The sequence below is a fragment of the Aporhodopirellula sallentina SM41 genome, from assembly GCF_000346505.1.
Classification (GTDB): Bacteria; Planctomycetota; Planctomycetia; order Pirellulales; family Pirellulaceae; genus Rhodopirellula; species Rhodopirellula sallentina.
The window spans coordinates 42700-61016 of record NZ_ANOH01000169.1; the positions used below are offsets into that span (position 1 = coordinate 42700).

The 18317-nt window shown below is 56.5% G+C and carries 9 protein-coding genes; 1 reads left to right on the forward strand and 8 read right to left on the reverse strand.

All coding sequences use genetic code 11. The features are described from left to right. Positions 1-377: 377 nt before the first annotated feature. A complete protein-coding gene (locus RSSM_RS11170; protein WP_044302295.1) occupies positions 378-1916 on the forward strand; it encodes a sulfatase family protein in 1539 nt (512 codons plus the stop codon). A gap of 19 nt (positions 1917-1935) precedes the next feature. Here RSSM_RS11170 and RSSM_RS32435 read toward each other — a convergent pair whose 3' ends face one another. Genes RSSM_RS32435 through RSSM_RS11210 form a run of 8 tightly spaced genes read right to left on the reverse strand, consistent with a single transcriptional unit; the run spans position 1936 to position 18307 of the window. Next, on the reverse strand, positions 1936-4047 hold the full coding sequence (locus RSSM_RS32435) for a carboxypeptidase regulatory-like domain-containing protein (RefSeq protein WP_008678134.1): 2112 nt from the start codon (positions 4045-4047) through the stop codon (positions 1936-1938). Positions 4048-4056: 9 nt separating this feature from the next. Beyond that, positions 4057-5253 (reverse strand): prenyltransferase/squalene oxidase repeat-containing protein, encoded by a 1197-nt coding sequence (locus RSSM_RS11180; protein WP_236621082.1) that lies wholly within the window; start codon positions 5251-5253, stop codon positions 4057-4059. After that, entirely contained in the window at positions 5250-6440 is a 1191-nt protein-coding gene (locus RSSM_RS11185) for a prenyltransferase/squalene oxidase repeat-containing protein (RefSeq protein WP_236621083.1), read from the reverse strand. The genes RSSM_RS11180 and RSSM_RS11185 overlap by 4 nt, the downstream gene beginning before the upstream one ends. Positions 6441-6493: 53 nt before the next feature. After that, positions 6494-10942, reverse strand: coding sequence for a hypothetical protein (locus RSSM_RS11190; RefSeq protein WP_008678141.1), 4449 nt, complete (start codon positions 10940-10942; stop codon positions 6494-6496). A gap of 1 nt (position 10943) precedes the next feature. Further along, on the reverse strand, positions 10944-13799 hold the full coding sequence (locus RSSM_RS11195; RefSeq protein ID WP_236621084.1) for a hypothetical protein: 2856 nt from the start codon (positions 13797-13799) through the stop codon (positions 10944-10946). Continuing rightward, entirely contained in the window at positions 13796-16258 is a 2463-nt protein-coding gene (locus tag RSSM_RS11200) for a BatA domain-containing protein (protein ID WP_008678146.1), read from the reverse strand. Before RSSM_RS11200 ends, RSSM_RS11195 begins: the two co-directional genes overlap by 4 nt. Further along, positions 16255-17214 carry a DUF58 domain-containing protein gene (locus RSSM_RS11205; RefSeq protein WP_008678148.1) on the reverse strand — a complete coding sequence of 320 codons (960 nt, stop codon included), beginning with the start codon at positions 17212-17214 and terminating at the stop codon, positions 16255-16257. The genes RSSM_RS11200 and RSSM_RS11205 overlap by 4 nt, the downstream gene beginning before the upstream one ends. Before the next feature lie 49 nt (positions 17215-17263). Further along, complete coding sequence (locus RSSM_RS11210) at positions 17264-18307, reverse strand: AAA family ATPase (protein ID WP_008678150.1); 1044 nt, start codon at positions 18305-18307, stop codon at positions 17264-17266. Between the last annotated feature and the right edge of the window lie 10 nt (positions 18308-18317).

Genomic DNA, 18317 nt, shown 5'->3' on the forward strand with positions numbered 1-18317 from the left:
CGGTTCTCAACGGGTTTTTGCACCGTCACCGCTCGCCTCCGCCGTAATTTCCGGCCCATTCGGCCCCGATCTGACCTCGCCGCTTGACTGACGGCGTTGTGGCATTGGGTGCCGGACTCTCCGCATTCCGGCTCTCCGCGTTGGGGGCACTGCGTTGGGGGCACTGCGTTGGGGGCACTGCGTTGGGGCTCACAGCGTTGGGGCTCACAGCGTTGGGGCTCACAGCGTTTCGATCCGCCGCGACCGGTTGGGATCGAAGCGGCTATATTTGTGCGGTTGTCATTGAGTGACACACGATTTCTGCCCCTCAGGAAAATCCGTCACACGGAATAACGCAGGCTTGCACCATGATCCTCTCGATTGCCCAAAAACTTTTGATGTCGACCTGTTCGCGTTCATCACGGGGACTGCTACTCGCGGCATTCCTTTTGGGGTCTCTGGCAACTGCACCCGCTCTACGTGCCCAGGCTCCGCAACTTCCGAACGTCCTGATTCTTTACGCGGACGACATGGGGTATGGCGATTTGGGAGTCCAAAACTCCGATTCGAAGATCCCCACGCCCCACCTTGATGAATTAGCGAAACAGGGAATGCGGTTCACGGACGGTCACTCGTCATCGGGGATCTGTACGCCAAGCCGGTATGCCTTACTGACCGGTCGGCATCACTGGCGAGATTTTCACGGCATCGTGGGCGCTTTCGGCGAATCCGTGTTTCAGCCCGAACAGCTCACAATGCCTGAGATGTTTAAGGAACACGGCTACGCAACCGCCGCGATCGGAAAATGGCACCTCGGGTGGGATTGGGAGGCAATCATGAAGGAAGATGCCAAACCCTCAGGCAATGGGAAGAAACGTCGATACGGTCCAGACGATTTCGATTGGTCCCTGGCGATCCCGGATGGCCCTCTCGCACACGGATTCGATTCCTATTTCGGCGATACGGTGATTAACTTCCCACCGTATTGCTGGATTGAAAACGATCGCGTGAAAGACGTGCCCGACACAGTCATGGATACGACCAAATGGAAACCGATCAAGGAAGGAAGATGGGAGTGCCGTCCCGGTCCGATGGTGTCTGGATGGGACCCTTATGAAAACATCCCAACGATCACCTCCAAAGGTGTTTCGTTCTTGGAGTCTCGCCGAGATCAGGAACAGCCATTCTTTCTGTATTTCGCGTTCCCATCTCCTCATGCTCCGATCATCCCCAACGATCAGTTCGACGGACGTTCCGAGGCGGGCCCGTATGGAGATTTTGTTTGCGAGACTGACGATGCGTGTGGGCAAATTTTGGCTGCTCTCGAAAAATCAGGGCACGCGGACAACACGATCGTGATCTTCTCAGCAGACAATGGTCCGGAAAAGTACGCGTATCAGCGCGATGCCACTTTCGATCATTGGTCGTCCAAGCCGTTTCGTGGACTCAAACGTGATCTCTACGAAGGCGGGCATCACGTGCCATTCCTAATCCGTTGGCCCGGCGTCACCACGCCTGGAAGCGTATCGGACGCCATCGTTTCGCAGGTCGATTTGATGGCCACGTTGGCCGGCATTTTGAGCTTCGAAATTCCAGAAGGCCAAGCCAAAGATTCGATCAGTTTGCTGCCGGTGCTACGCGATCCGCAGAAAACGCCTCGAACCACACTCGTCCAGAACACACGTGCGAAGGACTACGCTCTTCGGGACGGACGTTGGTTGCTCGTTGATGCGAAATCAGGTTATGTCAGTGCTCGCAATAAGGATTGGGAATCCCAACGTGGATACCCAAGCGACGACCGTCTCGACGTTGAACTGTATGACTTGTCGGTCGACGTCGGCCAGAAAAACAACCTCGCCAAGCAGAATGCCGAGCGGGTCGACCGTATGAAGCATTTGCTCAGACAAATTCGTGACGTCGGTTATCCAATGAATTGACCGCGACTCGGTTCGAGGCCTACGGAGATAGCGCAACGATCAGTTGTTTTCCGTCGGGCGTGTAGGTGGGATCGAAAGCGCGGATGTTCTCAGGAAGATTCGGGAACGGCCTTGGATCCAGGACGCCGTCGATCGACAACTGATGCCCGACGGGGAGTCCCTCGCGACGGCAAAGCGTTGCAACCCATTTGCCGTCAGATGAAATGCTTGCGACTCCACCTCCCGGAACAACGAAGTTCGGGATTTGAGGAAACTGCAACTTCACGATCCTTAGCGAGCGAATGCCTTGGTCGATGTCAACGACACCCATTGCCTTCTTGCCGTCTCGCAGTGTGCCGTTCATGACGGCGAGACGCCCGCGCCGGCTGACATTGAGATGAAAGTGCAGGCCACTGAATGGACTCTCATCGGGTGAGAACACATTACGAGTCGTTTCGGTTTGCAGGTCGTACACCCGAAGACAGTTTCCCGACACGTGCCGACCGTGATCGTCCAATCCACCGCGGAAAACAATTGATCTGCCGTCGGCGGTCCACCGTGCGCCCCACGCGTAGTTGTCTTCGATCATCTTCTGATCGGTGCCATCGGCTTTCATCGTCCAGATCGACTGTCCGCGAGCGTCATCAGCCGGGGCGTGTTTGGTTGGGCGACTGTAGACGACGTGTGAACCGTCCGGCGAAAGACTCGGGATCACGCCCCGTCCGATATTCCGAGCGTTACTGCCATCGATATTGGCTACGATAATTCGGGCGTCGTCCCATGCCTCGCCGTTGGTTGACCATGCATCAAAGGCAATGGTCGTTCCGTCCGCGGACACGTCAGGAGTACCCTGTCGATCAAAATGGTCTCTCAGTTGAATGTCATTGATCAACGGGCGCAGCACGGTGCCATCGATGTCGCAGAGATGCATGATGCGGCGTTCCGGATCGTCTGGGTCGATGTCCAGACGCGATGAGAGAACGAGAGTATTGTTGTCACCTTTGTTGGTGGGGCGTTGGAGTGCTTCTGCGTCCGTTGGCATCCGGACTTCGTGTCGTTCGCTGCCTGCTCTTAGGCTTTTTCGCGTCGACGCATAGTTCGGATGCTGCAATTCGTATTCAACTGTTTCAGCGGGTGCATTTCGAATCGTGGCCAGCCCGTCTGCATCGCTCACGGCATCGAGCCGGAGTGCTGTGGAATTCTCCCAAGAGACCGATCGCACGTGCACGCCGCTGAGTGGTTTTCCCGCGGGCGTGACACATCGGAATCGAATCGTGCGGCCGGGAAGAAGGCGAATCGTCATTTCTGAATTCGAGTCGAGCTCGCCGGCGACAGCGGGCCCAATGGTTACTCTTCGTGGGCTCAGACGGTCCGCCATGACGATGAGGCCGTGTCCCGCGTTCAGGCCTGTGCCCAAATCAAATTCCCCAGACTCGTTGGTGGAAACGCTCAGTCGGCTTTCCTCCGAAACGACGGTGGCGTTCGCGACCGGTTCGCCTCGGTAGTCCAATACCCTTCCGCGAATTCGCATTGGTTGAGGGAGGGTTAGCGTGGGCGCGAGATCTCCTGCCACAGTGAACCACTGTGTCTCGTGCTGTGGATGTGAGACCTGCACATTGATCGACGAGTCTTCATCGATCGAGTCGAAACGGAAAGTTCCGTCTGCATCGGTTTCCGTATCAAACGATGTGTAGAAATAGCCGTGCCGCGAAATGTCAGCCGGCGTTGTGGTGGAAACTCGAGCGTTTGAGATCGGTTGTCCCGATGAATCAACAACCCGTCCGTTGAGTACTTTGCCTGGTTTGAGCGAGAGTTTGATCGGGGTTTGCGGAGGGCGGACACGGTTCAATGCCACATGGTAGGGCCGGTAGCCCGTTGAACGTACTGTTATCCGAAGGCGGACTGCGTCGTTTGCAAGGTTGCGAGCGTAGCGCACCCTGCCTTCTGCATCGCAGCTCATTTGCACCGCAGCATCAATGTCGTCAAGGTCCAAGATGTGAACAACGGCGTCCGGCACCGCTTGTTCGGTTTTCGCGTCGACGACATCGAATTGGAAGGTGTTACTTGAGGTCTTTGTCTGAGCAAAGGCATGCGTCGAAAAGACAAGCGTGAGCGAAAAAGTGATCAGGGCGATGGCAGGGGTTCGCAACATCGTTTTGTCCTATCGCTGATAGATTGGCAGCAACTGGTAAGGGGGAGTCAGCGCCAAGACGGACATGGCAGTGGTGTAGACCCGTCCGAGTTCTGGCCGTTTTAATTCGGGTTCCCAAGAACCGTCGCCGTTCTGATGCGTCAAAAAGGTATCAACGAAACGAGGATAGAACTGTTCCCATGTTCGTCCTCCAATCTGAAGTGCGGCTTGGCTTTGGTAGTACGCCCCATAATGATAGTGTTCGTGAGTGCTGAGTTTGTGATTGTATCGATCGTAGGGATGCTTCAATAACCATTGCCCGCATCGCTGTTCCATTTCTGGTTCCTTGTGTCCGGTGAGGAACAGGCAAAGGACCCCGGCGCCAACCATTCCACGCGTCACCATATGAGGATGCCCCGGGGCGTAAGAGAACGCACCGGAGCGTTCATCGTAGCATCGCAAAACGTAGGCGATCGCTTGTTGAGCCCATTCAATTGGCACATCAAACCCCGCGTTCTCCGCGGATCGCAGGAACATCACAATCCAACTGGTCACGGAGAGGTCGCTGTAGAAATCGCCGTGCGTGGGACCGTCGAGGTAACGCCAACCGCCTCGGTCACGAGCCTCCGCTGCCGCCGGTATGGAACGTTTTTGTAGGACGCGGACAAAGCTCAATGCTTTGTTCATCGACAGTTCGATTCGCTTGGCACGTTTGGGGTTGGTCATCCCGTACACTTCCGCCAAGAACATGCCACAAATCGCATGATTGTAGATCATGAATTTGGAATACTCCGACGATGCAAGCGATTGCGGCGAATGGCCGAGCAACCCGTCCTTTCGTTGGCGTGAAAGCACATAATCGATTCCACGGACGATTGCCCGCGAAGCACCTGATGCCGTATTGGACTCATCCGGAGCGTGCCCTCGTGAGATCAACGCCATGCACACGAGCGACGTAACGGCTGGTTGCTCGAGTTCGTGAACGCCGAAACTGCCGTCCGCGTTTTGCCGATCCAGCATATAGCGGATGCCGCGGTCGACCGACTGTTCAATGGCGTGCCACTGGGTGTCAGGAATCACGGTGAAGTCCGGTGGGTCTTCCATCCCGGTCGACGCGTGCAAACCTTTCCCCGGTTCATCCGCGGTAACGCATGATATTCCAGGCACTGTTGATCCGAAGACAGCGATAGCTGCACCCAGGATTAGATAGCGAACGGAGATGCTCATCGCTGGTAGATCGGTAGGAGTTGATAGGGCGGCGTGAGTGCAAGGATGGACAGAGCAGTCGGATACACTTGACCCAGGTCAGGACGTTTGCTTTCGGCAGCCCACGAACCATCGGGGTTTTGGTGATGTAGGAAGGTATCAGCGAATGGAGGGTAGAATTGCTCCCACGTGTTCCCTCCGATTTGCATCGCCGCTTGGCTGATGTAGTAAGCGCTGTAATGGTAGTGTTCTCGTTTGTTCGTTTGGTAGTTGTATCGGTCGAACGGATGTTCTTTGATCCGCATCGCGGTTCGTTGTTCCATCTCGACGTCTTTGTGTCCCGTTAGGAACAGGCACAACGTCCCGGCACCGAGGAGGCCACGGGTCGCCATGTGAGGATGCCCGGGCGCGTAGCCGAACGTGCCGGATGATGGGTTGTAGCAACGCAGCACATACGCGAGTCCCTGTTTTGCCCATTCGTGAGGCACGTCAAACCCTGCGTTCTCTGCAGATCTCAAGAACATGATCACCCAACTCGTCACCGAGAGATCGCTGTAAAAGTTGTCGATGTTGATGTCGGGTTCGCCGATGTATCGCCAACCACCTCGGTCGCGAGCCTCCACTTCCGGGGCGATACGGCGTTTCTGTTCCCGTCTGGTAAACGACAACGCTCGGTCGACCGCAACTTCGATACGTGCAGCCCGTTTGGGATCGGTCATCCCGTAGACTTCGGTCAAGAATAAACCACAAATCGCGTGGTTGTAGTTCATGAACTTGGAGAAATTGAAAGCGGTGTAGTTGTGAGACGAAAGCGTTTGAGGGGAATACCCCAGCAGTCCATCGCCGCGTTGGCATGAAAGCACGTAGTCGAGTGATTGGATGATGGCTTTCGATTCATCGCTGGCCCCTTTTTCATCGCTCGGCAGATGCCCGCGAGAAATCATCGCCATGCAGACCAACGACGTCACAGCAGGCTTCTCAAGTTCGCCGATACCATAGCTGCCGTTGCGATATTGATGGCTGAGCATGTAGGCAATGCCGCGGTCGACGGAATGCTCGATCGCACGCCATTGTGAATCCGGAACGACAGAAAAGTCGGGTGGGTCTTCCAAACCCTTCACGGCATGCAAAGCACCCATCGGCTCCTGAGCGGTTGCGAGCGGCAGGAAACAACAGAAACAGGCGATCGTTAGTACGGTGCTTCTCAAAAAATAGCCTGATGCGATAAGAACCATATCGGGCGCTGACTCAAAGGTCGGCACTACGGAGGTGAACTGTCGGGAGTAGGCGACTCGATCGAGCCACTGATCAATTCGAAATAGCGATCGATACTTTTGCGATACGCCTCCGGTGGTAACCCATCGGATCCCTGCAACAGCCCCGAACTGAGCCGGCTGCGAACGATGTTCCATCCGAACGCTCCGCCGGTTCGCCGGTCGACGTCGTCCATCTCATTCGTCCTCGGAACGCCCGCGTTCATTAGCAGTTGTTTGGCCCGATCGAGAGCTTTCTTGGATTTCTTGCCTTCGGCGTTCATGGCCGCACGGATCATTGCAATCAGCCGTGCCCGGCCGGCACCGCCGGGGCCCTTGCCGCCGTTGGCCCAGTCATTGACGATTTGCAGGTTGGTCGGCCTGGATGGGATACCGAGCAATTCGGCGAAGTCGCGTTCTTGTTCGAGGATCGCTAGGATTTCATCGAGGGTCGGGTCGTCCAAGAGATCCGCCAGCGGATCCGGGGGCAGTTTGTCGAGTTGTTCGATGACTTCGCTGAGCACGGCGTCGAGTAACTCGCGTGCATCGTCGAGTGATTCAGCCGCCATCTGTGTTCGGACCGTCGCTTTCGCAATCGTGGATTGTTGCAGTGCCCGAATCGCTGCCAATTGAACCGGTTCGACATCACGATCGAGTTTCGCGAGCAGTACGTTGCAGCGATCGGCAATGGATTGTGGAAGCATTCCCGTTTCGCCGTCGAGCAGACCCGCCAATTCAGCCTGCAAACCGGTGAGTTTGTCGGTAAGCACGTGGGTTTCAACCGCAATCGTAGATTGATCAACGCCGATCGCGGGTGAAAACTCTTTGCGTGAAAGAAATGCCGCTTTCCGGTTCCAACGTGACGCGTCGTCTCGCATTTCGCTCAGTTCAACAATCCGGCGCAGCGCGTTGGAGGCGTACTGCTCATCGGACTGAGCGAGGACGCCGAGTTGGGCGGCAACCTGATCGAGTGATTCGATCAACTTCGTCATGGACGTTGATACCCGCGTTAGCGCATCCTGTGCCATCGGCCACGTCGCATCCCCGATCAACAGCGTTGAACCAGGGGCGATTTCGTAGTGGCTGGTGATCATGGCGGCCGTCGAGGTGCTCTCCAAAAACGCGTCACGGGTGATAGAGACGGTAGATGATTCGCTGTCTCTAAGTGGGAGCCAAGTCTCAAACGTTTCTTCAATCTCGAACGCTCTTTGAACGAGATCGAGAGACTCTGTGGCGAGTTCTTGGGCATGTTGAAGAAGGAGTCGTTCGAGCGTCTCTTCAGACTCCGAGTCCGCATACTGAGTCAGTTGCTGATGAAGCGTGGATTGCTGATCCGCCAACGCGAAAAGTTGCGATCGGATGCTCTGCCCCTTCTCCCCGAAATTCTGAAAATAGCGACGCATCAATCGCGGATCGTCAGCGAGTAGGCGCGCGAGTTCCGCACGCAACTCGTTTTGCATTTTGAGGACTTCCTGCAGACGTTCGAGGTAGTCTTCGTCGACGTCGAGTTCCGCCATCGTTCGCCGGAGTCCCTCGGGATCATCTTTCGTCGCTTTGCTAAGCTCCGCCAGAGAGTCTTCGAGATAGACACGGTACATCTTCTGGATCTGCTCGATGTTGTCGGCTTTCTCAAAGTCCTTCTTCGCCTTTTCAAATGTCTTGTAGAGCTCGCGAAGTCGTTCGATTGCTCGGATGGTTTGTTGGCGGGAGGCCATTACCAACGCCGTGCGTGTGTCGCCGGAGACATTAACGACGGAACCGGCGTCTTCTTCAGCGGGACGAATATGGGTGTGAGTAATTTCTGCCAATTGCACGCCGATGAAAGCGTAGGGTGTCCCTTTAGTGCGACTGAGGAGTGACTTGACCGCGTCGATTGCCGATAGCAAGTGCGAGTGTGCTTGATTGACATCGACTTGAAGTTCGTCGTTCCATGCGTTCGTTTGGGTTTGTGTTTTGAGAACCTTCGATAGCCGTTGCCTCGCGTTGTCCAGTTCATCTTCGACGCGATGAATGGTCGCCGCGACGGCGATTTCCGTTTTCCGCCTAGCGGTGCCTTCAAATGAACCGATGGTTTCGGTGATTTGCAGCCTCATCTGTTGGCTGCTTCCCGGTTGAGGGACATCGAGCCCGCGGCGAGTCATTCCGTCGGGTGGCGTGGACAGGTTTTCGTCAGGAGATTGTTGCTCATCGTCGTCCGATGAATCGGCGGGAGGCGAACGCTGAGCGCCGGGGGCTGATGATTGTTGATCCGATGGTGAGTTTTGAGACGAACCGGCGGTAGTCGTGCTGTTTGGTTTGTCTGCACTGGCGGCGTCTTCTTGCGCCTGTGATGAAGGCGGATTTTCATCGTTCGACGAAGTGGTAGCGGACGCCTTTTCGGATGTATCGTCTTTTGTCGCATCCTTATCGGACTGCTGCGAGGATGCCTGCTGACCGCTTGGGGGCATGTCGTTCACCGGTGCGGCGCTATCGGTTTGTTGTGCATCTGCAGCGGACATTGCAGAGATGGTTTGGTTGGTTTGATCGCTCGTTTGATCTTTTGAGTCGTCGCTCTCTTGGGTCTCATCAGAGGCTTGTGCCACGTTGGGCTGAGGAGTCTGCGATGTCGAATCGGTTGATTCTGGTTGGCTACGATTGTCAGCGGTCGATTGCGTCTCGGCGGTTTCGCTTTCTGATGTATCCGCACTTGAGGATGAGGGCGTATCGCTCATCGACGGTGATGTTTGCTTGTTGTTTTCTGATGCCGATTCGTTTGATTGGGAGGCGTCGGCAGCCGATTCCTCCGTGGCTTGGTCGTTGCTAAGGATGGAATCCCGCGGTTGCGATTCACTCGCTGCCGATGAGGTTTGGGTCTGCGGGGTGTCTTCTGAATCTGATTGTGCGGAGGCTTCCACGATGGCCGATTGTTTGGTGTCATAAGCCTCGATTCGGTACCGCAGTGTCTGACCTTCAGAAAGGCCATATTGCGATAGATCGATTTCGGTTTTCCCGTTCCACTTTTGAATCGGCTCGCCGTCTTTCATTGGAACGGGGAGTTCGATGATGTCGAGTGTTTTCACCGTCGCGTCTTCGGACTCCGATTCGATGACCAATTGTGCTTTTGCCAAACCCACGTCGTCGGTCGCCTGAAAGGTCAACGTGACCTTGTCATCGGGGCGCACTTTCTGATCGGGCCGTGGGGTTTTGATTCGAACGGTTGGCGGGAGGTCGCGACGTGTCAGCACGCGGCAACTCGGTGAGCGACGGTTGACTAATCCGTGAGGTTCGATGAGTTGAGGCGAGAGCGTCATCTCCGAATCGGCAGCGACCGATACGGAAAATGTTTTCCCGTTGTCGGACCACATCGTTCGTGGCGATTGGCCTTCGATCAGCAACATGGCTTGATCGATTTGGCCAAAACCGGTGACGGTGATTTCGACTGTCGATCCTTCGATCACCGTTAAGCGGTTGGGCAGTCGCGAATGTGTCGTTGCCGATAGCTGTGCGTAGGAAGGCGGCGTGACGGTCAGGGAAACGCTCGAGATTCGTGGCCGATCGGCCACGGTAACGTCGTACCACCGCGTGCGCAGGTCTCCTGCGGCGAGGCGATACCGGAATGATCGCGACAGGCGACGTTGGCGGAATCGGAATTGGTTTTCCGAACCACGTTTCGGTGACAGAGTGACAGATTCATGAACCGGCAGGGTGTCTTTTTCGGATTGCAGAGAATCTCCGTTCGCGGTCGTTTGGGGCTCTGCATCAAAGACTCGTTCCAGGACAACAGTATCCGTCGGAGGACCGGATGCGGTCAATTCAATTTGCCACGGTTCGTCGCTCGCAATGACCTGATCTCCCGGAAGGTTGTGGAGTTCGTGACGAGTGATGTCGGCGGTGGGTGCCACTAGCCTGGCAACGAGCACACGGATATCGGATCCAACCTGCATCGTGACAAGTAGCCATCCAACGAGTCCTGTCGCTGCGATCAACAAAGGCCAACGCAGCGAGCTCTCTTTCGCGGCTTCTTTGGGTTTGAGTTCATCGATGAGCGTATCGGTTTCTGACGCCACGAGGTTGAACATCACAGGATCGAAGCCCGTGCGTTTGCCGTCGCGATCGAGTTTGATGCCGGATGACGTCGATAGGACCGTCTGCAAACGTTCTTCGAGCGACGGGGTTTGGCTGTCGGCGACTCGAGCCAACTCGAGATCCTTGCGAGGTGAAAGTAATCGGCGGATTCCGATGGCGGCGACTGAAACGGTCAACGCGGCAACAGTGGCGGATAAAAAGACTCGCACCGGTTTCGACCACCATCCAAACGTGGCGTCCAGGGCCAAGGCAACCGCAGAAGCAAGCAGCAGTGCAGCGAGCGTCCACGCGAGTGTGTGGATCACACGGTTCGATTGACGAGCCCCATGCAGACGATCGAGTCGGTCTCGAACGCGATTGGAAACGGGTTCAGGTTTGGCGGCAGTAATCATTTCAAATGAGCCCTTTCCTGCGTCGAATCCACCAATCGGTGGTTAAGCATCCAACAATGATCCAAAGGTTCGCCCATCGATTCCACAATGGGGTCATGCGTTGTGTTTTGGTGACGTCCGGTGCCAGCGAGACCACATGAAGGACCTCTTCGAGTGCCGCAGGGAAAATGCTGACGCCGCCGCTTGCTTCGGCGATCTGACTGAGCAACAGCGGATCGGCTTCGGTCATCAACCGTTCCACGTCGCCGGCGGACTGGACCGTGAAGGTGGTTGTCGACGGATCTTTGGTCGTGTCGACGCTGTTTTCACTCGTTGTCGCGGTACCTGGTTCCACGGCGACGGACGTTTTTCGGAGGGTATCGATCGTCGGGCCGATTGCAGTCGCCTGATACACACCGGGGGGCAGGCGGTCGACGGAAATTTCGTAGACGCCCGCGGCGAGTTCGTTTTCGACCAGTTTGACTGTTCTCGGTGGAAACTCACCGTCAATGTCATCGAGTGCTGCGAGGCGAATTCGCACATCGCCACGTCGGACAGGAAGGCCTGATGCGTCGGAGAGGCGAACTCGAATGCCAGAGCGTTGACCTTCGTCGTAAACGGCTCGATCTGATTTGATGTCGACCATTCCATCACCCGATGACAACTCCGCCGACGTCATCCAGCGGACGAGTTGACCCCAGAACCGATGGTGATACATGTCGCCCGCCCGAATACGCAGTCGATAACTGATTGGTGATGAAAGGTAGGCAACCTGCCCACTGCCCACACGATGAACAGACAGCCACGCGGGACGCAGATTGGTTTTGTTGTTGTCGGGGGCCGCAACGGCATCGTCGTTGAGTGAGGACGAAATTTGATTGACGTCGGACAGGGACGCGAGGACCGACGCGGTTGGTTTGGCTGAGTGAAAAGGGGACAGGTATCCGGGTGTGGGGCCGGACATCCAACGCCGCCACAATTCCGAGTTGAATTCCAACGAATCATGCAAACGGATGGCGGGGTGCGTGAAACCTTCCGGCGCCGGTGTGGGGCGATCCGCCCGCGACACTGCCATTGGTTGCGACGTGATCGGCAACAAGCCGAACCAGGGCGATAACCGGTACGCCGCAGGCATGGCGTGTTCACCCGCTACGACGATGATGTTTCCACCGGCTTTCACCCAACCTTCCATCGCTTGGCATACGTCGGGTGTCATCACGTCCGGTGGCAAGTCACCGAGTATGGCCACGTCAAATTTCGACCAACCATCGATCGTGCTCGGCAGAAGACTGGGGGACTTTGCGGAAGCGTCCGTCAGAGTCGTTTTCAACGTGGGCATTAACAGAAATTTGTCGAGTTCGACCCGTTGGTCTCGTCGAAACAACTGTTCGAGATATCGATATTCCCAACGAGGTTGGCGGTCGGCGATCAGTAGATACAGTTTGCTCTTGATGGTTTGCACCGAGAACACGGCTTGGTTGTTTTGTTGGCTGATTTCATCGACAACCGATTCCACTTTGATCCGGTATTGTTTTCGCCCGGGGGGAGATGGGGGCAGTTCAAATCGGACGGCAACGTCGCTGATCTCCGAAGGGAAAAGAATGGTTTGCGTGTCGATCGTGCCCTCTTCGTCGAGTAGCGTGACGGTCACCTCATCGCCTTCGCACTCGTAAGAAGACACGAGAATCTCGGCGACCGGACGGTCGTCCTGATAGGCGATCGCCGGCGCGTTGACGCGATGAATCGCGATATCGCGTCGGCGAGATTGATTGCCGATGGGAACTGTGAAGACCGGTGTGCCAAGCAAGGCTGTGGCGGCCTCGACCGGAGTTTGGTCGGAGGTGGCGTTGTGTTGACCCTCGGAAAGCATCAGCACGGCAGCCAAATGTGCGGCCGGATCGAGCGACCTGACGTATGAAAGCGCCGATGCCACGTTGGTCCTCGCCGGAGCACCGTTCGGTTCGGTGCGGTCTCCTTGGTCGATCTCGAGGGCGTCCGACCATGATGCGGATTGCACCGGTTCGACATCGTCCGAGAACACTGCTCGCCGCAATGAAACCGGTTGTCCGGGTAGCTGTTTGAGTTGTTGTTCGAACCGGTCGAGTAAACGAGCGACGAACTCTTTGCGAGACTGCGGCGCCCCGGCGTTACTAGACGAGCGTTCGGACTGCAGGGTTGTGCGAAGGATCTCAATTTCCAGCAATGCTGACTCCACCGCGTCCGTTCGCGACGCCGCCCGAGCGAGTTGTTGGGCTCGATCGAGTGTTTCGGACGAATCGGAGGAGCTTTCCAACGCGGACCGGAGGCTGGTGAGGCACGGTTCGGAGAGGTCGGGACTGAGATTCGGGATCGCGCTGAGTTGCTCGATTGCCCGTTGAAGCAACTTAGATTGATTCGTGTCAATCTTGTTGGCCATTTGCAAGTCCAGCTCAATCCGTTGGACCATCGCAAGAGGATCGTCGGGATTGGAAACCGCCAAATTCCAATCGTTGGAGAATCGGGTTGCCGGCGGATCGACCGTGTCCATGCTGCCGCTGCCATCGGCGAGGACAACAATCTCGGCGCGACGGCTAACAGTTTCGGTTCGTGTCCACGATGGTTGAATGATCATCCACACCGCTACGAACACCACGATTACACGTAGAAGGATCAGTAGAAGAAACGTGGGTGTCCCTAAAAGCTCGCGCTGGCGACTCAACCACCACACCGTCGCGACGCATAGGACAACGATCACGACGAGACTCGCGTTCCATCCGAGCGTGCCGTTGGCTTGAAGGCCTTCGGTCACCGATACTTCGGTGCCAGCGGGTAGCGGTTGCCCTTGTGCAAGGAGCGGTGATGCAAACAACGATGGTGCAAGGAGCATTGGTGAAGTCATACCAGTGTTCCTTTGGATGGTCGAGGAATGTCGGACGGTGACGGGCTGTGTAAATCAGAACGGTTTGTCCCCACCGCAATAGGATCGGTGTCACGGATTCGCAGGCGTCCGTAGCGACGCAGTGCTGCGTATCCGGCCAAGAAAGTTTCGAGTGATATCGCGATCAAGAGTCCGAGCAGCAATGCGGGCCACAAAGGGGTTCCACTCGGTCCGCGAGACTGGTCTTCCGGGAGTGTCGCGATGATCGAGTGCAAATCGATGCCGGTGGATTGCCGATGAAGATCGACACGAGGGGCATCGGCCAATCGCGTTAGTGTTTCCGTTGAGTCGACAAAACACGCGGACTCACTCGGGTCACCGGCAACCGAAAAAACGATCGGTGCCGTGTCGCCGTCGGTGTCTTTGAGGTGATACAAACCCGGTTGATCAGTCCGGTCGAAACGCACGACTCCGGCCGTTTGGTCCGCACGCTCTTGATTCAGCGATCGTCCAAACTGCGGCAGGGCGATCAGGACTTCTGTTTGACCGGTAGGCGTCGTGAGTTCGTATTCGTGATCGGTCTCCCTAACGTTCTTTCGAAACATCTGGCCTGATGCAAGGTTATAGTTCTCGCCGACCGGTTGGGAGAGGTGATCGAGCACCTGAAGCACCCAAACTACAAACGATTTTGATAAAGCAAAGTTGGACCACGATGGGTCCATCGGTAAGGCCTGCAGGACGACGCGACCACGACCGAGTCCCGAGAGAATCGCGACCGGGTTTCCTTCAAACGTACGCAACAAAACGCGAGAAGAGGCATGACCGCGAGGTGGATGCAGGTCAATACGTCGACGAATTCTGACGAGATCAAGGTCGAGCCTCTCGGTATCGGAAAGCGGAGACAGAATGCTATCTGTCGGTTCAGGCGGATGGATCCGTTGCAGTTGGTCGTGGGAATAGTTGACGACCAGCTCTCCGATGATCCCGTTGGCTCGGTCATCGGACTGTGAGCGGGACTCGGTAGGGATGTTGAAAACCCTTCGGTTCAAAACATCGTTCATCGATCCACGATCGGTTTTGGAATCCAGTGTGATCCACAGCCCCGCACCCTGGCGGACACGATTTATCAATCGGTTTAGAACGTCGGGAGGTAGTTCCACGCCTCCGAGCCAAACGATCGCTGGATACCGATGCCAATTGAGGTCGTCGAGTTCCGTGACGGAGTAAACCTCCGGTTGAAACAGACTTTCGTTGCGGCGATTGTTTGTGTCGCCATCCGATGCCATGTCGTTCGACACGGACGCCCACGCACCGGAGTTTCGCCCCAAAGCCGCAGCAAGAAAATCCGCATCCGACGGAGATTGGTCGAACGGTCCACCCGGCCCCTTGATGACCAACAACGGCATTTCGCCGACGACGCTGACGACCACGTGGCCGCTGTCGTCGTCAGGCATGGGATCGGACGCTGCCCCTCCGTCCGGTTTCAGTTCGAATTTGAATTCGTGGGTGCCCGCCGATCGAACGGTGGTCTCGGTTTGCAGTGAGAGCTGCTCATCGGGTTGAAGTGTTTTAACAGGAGTCTCGGCAACCGGGCGTCCGTTGTGCTTCCATACTGCGGTCACCTTTGGAGAAGGACGCGTCCCCAAATTAGCGATCGTCGCAGACACTTCTATCGTGTCGTTGGTCGTGATCGTGCGACGTGATGACTCGACCGCGGTCACGCACCACTGGTGCAACGGTGGGATCGGTTTGCATGCTTGAATGATATGCAATCGATGATTCGGGTCGGGAAGCATGGCTGACGCCGACAAAGGTGGATTCCAACCTGCGGCCGTGTCGTCGGTGATGAGCCAAACATCCATCGGAGTGTCGACGGCGAAGTCTTCGTTGTGAAGTTCACGACGAGATTTATCCGCTTCGACGGACGCGACCACGACTCGGTGGACCGCGTCGGTAAAGTTGCCGCTGCCGCCACGTGGCGGATAATCAGAAAGGCTCGATCGTATTTGCGAAAGCGTGACGTTGGTGGCATCCGACCCGATGTCGGTAATCTCATCGATGATTCTTCTCGGAGGGTTGCCGATGGCCCAGATTTCGATGGGAGTGTCCGTCGGAAAGGAGCCCATGAGTTGATCGGCAGTCCGGCGGATCTCATCAAATCGACCGTCGGCCAGTGTCGACCGAGTGTCGTCAATCAGGATGACCTGCATCGGCAGGCCAGCGACACCGGATGAACGTGTCGCATGAAAGAGCGGTTGCGACAAGGCTCCGATCAAACAACCAAGGATCAATATGCGTGCGGCCAACAACAGCCAACGATCCGTTTGCGAAATGCGTTGGCCGCGGCGAGTCGGATCACGTAGGAACTGCATCGCTCCCCACGCGATGACGTCGCGTTGGCGTTTCTTCATCATGTGAATGACGATCGGAATCGCTAGCAGCGGGAGCCCCAGTAGAAACCATCCTCCTAGAAAGCTCATCGCCGAGCACCCCCGGCGCGGGCACGAGCCCGTGCAGTTCGTCGGATCAAAAACTGACGCAGTGTTTCCGCGATCGAAGCATCGGTGCGGAGTGTTAGCTGATCCGCCCTGCTACGCCGAATCGCGTCGGCCACCATCTCCCGATGTTTGGTGAATCGCTCGAGATAGATTTGGCGAATTTGTCCGGCATCAATTTCCAGCCGCGAACCGACCTGCTCCAAATCATCAAACACGACCGTACCGCGAAATGCGAACTCGATTTCTTCTGGGGCTAGCAGTTCCACGACGACACAGTCGTGTCCGGCGGCGGACCAGGTTGCCAGGGCTGTTCGCAGGTCTTCGGGATCGCCGAAGCAATCCGAAATCAGAACCATCATTCCACGTCGCCTGGCCGATGGCCGCAGAGCCTTCAAGCATCCCGCAACGTCACTGCCACCGGCAATCGTCGCGTCAGCGAGCGTTTGGTTGATACGCATCAAAGTCGACGGACGAAGACCGGCAGGAACTTCGATGCGGACGGATTCATCGATGACCGCCAATCCCACCGAATCTCGCTGTCGCATCATCAACCGAGCCAAACACGCAGCGATACTGCGAGCGACGTCAAATTTCGATGCCGTTGTACCTTCGTATCGCATCGAACCGCTCGCATCGACAACGATCAATGCTTTGAGGTTGGTTTCGTCTTCGTAGGTGCGTACGTGATATCGGTCGTTACGCGCGTGTAGACGCCAATCGATCCTTCGAATGTCATCCCCAAACGAGTATTCTCGATGTTCAGCAAAATCGCTCGTGCCGCCGCGATGGGTGCTGCGATGCTTGCCCGACAAAAGGCCGTCCACCGCGTTGCGCGAGAGCAGCTCCAACTGACCGATCGCCGCCGCAGGATCGGCGGAGACTTCCAAGTCCTTTTGGGGGACGTTGGTTTTCGATTGGAATCGACGGAAAAACTTCATGGAGATAAGTCAAAGAGCGGACGGCGAGTGAGGCGTTGAGCGATGGGCATCAAGGTTTGCCGTTGCGTGATGGAGCGGCGGCTTCGGAGAGCAGGCGATCGAGCACGTCTTCGATGTCGATGCCATCCGTTTCCGCATTGAACGTCATGACCATGCGGTGTCGCAGCACCGGGCGGGCGACAGCAGCGATGTCTTCCGTTGTGGCGTGATGACGTCCTTTGAGCAGAGCACGCGCTTTGGCGGCTTTGATAAACGCGAGGCTCGCACGCGGGCCGCCACCGTACTGCACGTAATTTGCGATGCTCTTTGGCATCCGATTGTCGCCCGGCCGAGTCATGCGGGCGAGGTCCACGGCGGCTTCCATCACATGGTCCGCGACGATGATCCGCCGCGCGAGAGCCTGCATGTTCCGCAGCGATTCGGTCGTCATGATCGGTTTCATCTCGACCGCGGGGCCAGCGGTTTGCCGCCGACATATCTCGATCTCGTCATCGCGTTCGGGATAGTTGACGAGGATTTTCAATAGAAAACGATCGAGCTGCGCCTCGGGCAACGGGTAGGTGCCTTCCACCTCAATCGGGTTCTGTGTGGCCAACACGAAAAAAGGGTCAGGCAGTGAGTAAGTTGTTCCCGCGACGGTGAGTTGTCGTTCCTCCATCGCTTCGAGCAACGCACTTTGGCTCTTGGGCGGCGTTCGGTTGATCTCGTCGGCGAGCACCAAATGGTGGAAGATAGGCCCCTGAACGAAACGGAAAACTCGCTTTCCGGTCGTGCGGTCTTCTTCGAGGACTTCTCCACCGGTGATGTCGGCGGGCATCAAGTCCGGTGTGAATTGAATCCGTGCAAAGCTCATGTCGATCAACTTTGCGAGGGAACTGATCAACAGCGTCTTGGCAAGACCAGGCATGCCTTGCAGGATGCAGTGACCGCGGCAAAGCATTCCGATCATCAATTGTTCGATCATTGGCTCCATGCCGACGATCACGCGACCGAGGTGTTCTCGGAGTTGGTCGTATTGCTCACGACAACGGATAACCTCCTGCTCAGTTGCGGCGGTCTCGAGGCTCGCTGTAGGCGGAGTCGAAGTGCTCATATAGAAATCC